The organism is Aeromicrobium sp., from assembly GCF_025965075.1.
In the GTDB taxonomy this organism is placed as follows: domain Bacteria; phylum Actinomycetota; class Actinomycetes; order Propionibacteriales; family Nocardioidaceae; genus Aeromicrobium.
Genome location: NZ_JAOPXQ010000285.1, coordinates 1 through 3,212, shown reverse-complemented (window position 1 = coordinate 3,212; position 3,212 = coordinate 1). Strand labels below are relative to the sequence as shown.

Genomic DNA, 3,212 nt, shown 5'->3' with positions numbered 1-3,212 from the left:
TGAGCTGGGCCCGCGCCGGCATGGCGAGCGACGCCGCAAGGATTCGGTCAGCGTCCGACATCTGGTGATCGCGGTGGACCCACACACGCGGCAGCACCCTCTTCCAGGTCGGGCCGTTGAGCATGTGGACGGTGAGCCCGTTCTTGAGTGCTTCGGACTGGCTGAACGGACGATCCCGGAAACCATCCGGCACGAAGGGTTGACGAGGCATGTTCCCAGCACAGCCTTCGTCCTCGCCAACAGCGAGGACGTTCTGCCCGACTGTGCACAGGTCGACGGAGTATCCGCTCCTGTGCATCGGTGCATCGTTCGCCCTTACCGAGCCGTGAGGAAGACCTACGCACCGCCCGCAGTCATGAAGGGCGACGCGTGCACCGCTCCCGGCTGGGAAGGGCGACCAGCGCACCGCCCCCGGCGTGAGCCTGGACGCCAGCGCACCGCCCCTACCGGGGTTAGAGGACTCCTCGGGGGCGGAACTGGATGCTGATGCGGGGGCCGACGGGGCGGGCGGTCTTGAGGATCGCGTGGTCCCAGGTGCGCTGGCACGAGCCACCCATCACGACGAGATCCCCGTGGCCGAGGGCGAAGCCGATCTGCTCGCCGCCACCCCGGGGCCGCAGGGACAGCCGCCGGGCGGCGCCGAGGGAGATGATCGCGACCATCGTGTCCTGCGTCCGGCTCCGGCCGATGCGGTCACCGTGCCAGGCGACGCTGTCCCGCCCGTCGCGGTAGTGGCACAGCCCCGCCGTCACGAACCGCTCCCCCAGCTCCGCCTCGTAGTGGTCGCTGAGCCGCTCCCGGGCGTCGAGCAGGAGCGGGTCGGGCAGCTCCTCGCCGACGCCGTAGTGGCACAGCAGCCGCGGGACGTCGACGACCCGGTCGTACATCTCGCGCCGGTCGGCCCGCCAGGGGACGTCGGACTGCAGCCGCAGGAACAGCTCGTCGGAGCCGCTGACCCACCCGGGCAGCACGTCGACCCACGCCCCCGCGGTCAGCGGGGTACGCCTGACGGCGAGCGGGCCGATCTCGGGAGATCGACCCGCATCGAGCAGCGAGCCCTGGTAGTAGTCGGTCACACCACGAGCGTACGCCGGATCGAACACATGTTCTAGGGGGTGGCGTCGGCCTCTGAGGCCTCGACCATCAGCACGAACTCGCCGTCGTGCTCCTCGAGGCCGGTCAGGACGGCCCCTTCGATCATCTCCTCGCCCATCTGCCCCCGGATCACCATGGGGTCGGTGCCTAGGTCCTTGACCAGGGCCACGCACATCACCGCCATGACGAGGACGAAGGGCACCGCCGCGACGATCGTGATCGCCTGGAGGCCGTTGAGCGCGTCGTCGCCACCGATCACGAGCATGATCGCCGCGACCCCGCCCATGACGGTGCCCCAGAAGATGACGGTCCGCTTCGACGGGTCGATCGAGCCCTTCTCGCTGAGCGTGCCCATGACGATCGAGGCCGCATCCGCGCCGGAGACGAAGAAGATGCCGACGAGCACCATGACCAGCACCGTCGTCACGGGGGCGATGGGGAGCTGGTCGAGCATCGCGAAGAGTGCCGAGTCGGTGTTGACCGCGCCGCCCTTGTCGACGAGCTCGCCGGTGTTGCGCTGCACGTCGATCGCCGTGCCGCCGAAGACGGCGAACCAGACGAGGCTCACCAGCGACGGCACGATCAGCACGCCGGTCACGAACTGCCGGATCGTGCGTCCCCGGCTGATGCGGGCGATGAACATGCCGACGAACGGCGTCCAAGAGACCCACCAGGCCCAGTAGAAGATCGTCCAGCCGGCGAGCCAGTCCTTCATCGTGTCGTCACCGCTGGCAGCGGTGCGCGACGCCATCTCGGTCATCTGCGAGGCATAGTCGCCCAGTGCGGTCGGAAGCAGGTTGAGGATCAGCAGCGTCGGGCCGGCGACGAAGACGAACGCGGCCAGCACCAGCGCCAGGACCATGTTGACGTTCGACAACAGCTGGATGCCGTTGGCGATGCCCGACACCGCCGAGGCGATGAATGCGATCGTCAGCAGCACGATGACCACGACGAGCACGACCTTGCCGGGACTGTCGACCCAGCCGTTGAACTGCAGCCCGCTGCCGATCTGCAGCGCGCCGAGGCCCAGCGAGGCGGCCGAGCCGAACAGGGTCGCGAAGATCGCGAGGATGTCGATGACCCGGCCCACCGGACCGTCAGCGCGGGCGCCGATCAGGGGACGGAACACCGAGGAGATGAGCTGCTTGCGCCCCTTGCGGAACGTGCCGTACGCGATCGCGATCCCGACGACGGCGTAGATAGCCCACGGGTGCAGGGCCCAGTGGAACATCGTGGTGGCCATCGCGGTCTGCATCGCCTCGTCGGTCTGCGCCTCCGAGGTCCCCGGCGGGGGTGAGGCGTAGTGCGACAGCGGCTCGGCGACGCCCCAGAACATCAGTCCGATGCCCATGCCGGCGCTGAACATCATCGCGATCCAGGACACCGTGCCGAACTCGGGCTTCTCGCCCTCCTCGCCCAGCGGGATGCGGCCGTACTTGCTCGCCGCCAGCCAGATCACGAAGATCACGAAGAATGTCGATGACAGGACGAAGAACCATCCCGTGTTGGTGATGACCCAGTCCTGCGCGGACGACGAGGCGGAGCCCAGGCTGGGCGTGCTCATCAGTCCCCACGCGACGAAGCCGATCGCGATCGCGCCGGTGACGAAGAAGACCACCGGGTCGATGCGTCGGCGCCAGGAGAGTTTCGGTTCGATCATGAAAAATCCTCGATCCGTTCTGTTCAGTTGTCGAGCAACCGGTCAGGCGTACCTCGCCTGTTCCGGGCCACACCGTGATGCGGATGACACCGCGCGTCAGTGTGACGAGCCCCGCAGCTGGGCGAGATAGACCAGGGCGGCGACGGTGCCGACGAGATTGAGGATACTGAGGGGGTCGAGCCACACCAGGTGCGCCGCGAGCGCGATGATCAGGATGATCAGCCAGCTCTTCTTCGGCAAGGTGTCAGCATACGCGAACTGGCCCGCGGGGCGGGCGACGCAGTCCACCAGCGCGAACGCCTTGATGATGAACAGGACCACCGTGATGACGAGCAGCGCCCCGCCCTGGATCTCGAACATGCCCGAAGGCTACCGGTCCACGCGGCAGCGGCGAGCCCCCGTCACCGGGGACCCGCCTCTGCGTGGGCTACGTCAGGACTGCTTGGCGGCCGGGGTC

At 68.1% G+C, this 3,212-nt stretch carries 4 protein-coding genes; all 4 read right to left on the bottom strand.

Features of this window, described 5'->3' with window-relative positions:
- A partial coding sequence (locus tag JWQ91_RS16410) for a hypothetical protein (RefSeq protein ID WP_297786670.1) occupies nucleotides 1–298 on the bottom strand: 298 nt, incomplete at its 3' end.
- Nucleotides 299–452: 154 nt separating this feature from the next.
- Nucleotides 453–1,076, bottom strand: coding sequence for an alpha-ketoglutarate-dependent dioxygenase AlkB (locus tag JWQ91_RS16405; protein ID WP_297786667.1), 624 nt, complete (start codon nucleotides 1,074–1,076; stop codon nucleotides 453–455).
- Nucleotides 1,077–1,108: 32 nt separating this feature from the next.
- Nucleotides 1,109–2,755 carry a BCCT family transporter gene (locus tag JWQ91_RS16400; protein ID WP_297786664.1) on the bottom strand — a complete coding sequence of 549 codons (1,647 nt, stop codon included), beginning with the start codon at nucleotides 2,753–2,755 and terminating at the stop codon, nucleotides 1,109–1,111.
- A 96-nt stretch (nucleotides 2,756–2,851) separates the two neighbouring features.
- On the bottom strand, nucleotides 2,852–3,115 hold the full coding sequence (locus JWQ91_RS16395; protein WP_297786663.1) for a DUF2516 family protein: 264 nt from the start codon (nucleotides 3,113–3,115) through the stop codon (nucleotides 2,852–2,854).
- Nucleotides 3,116–3,212: the final 97 nt, after the last annotated feature.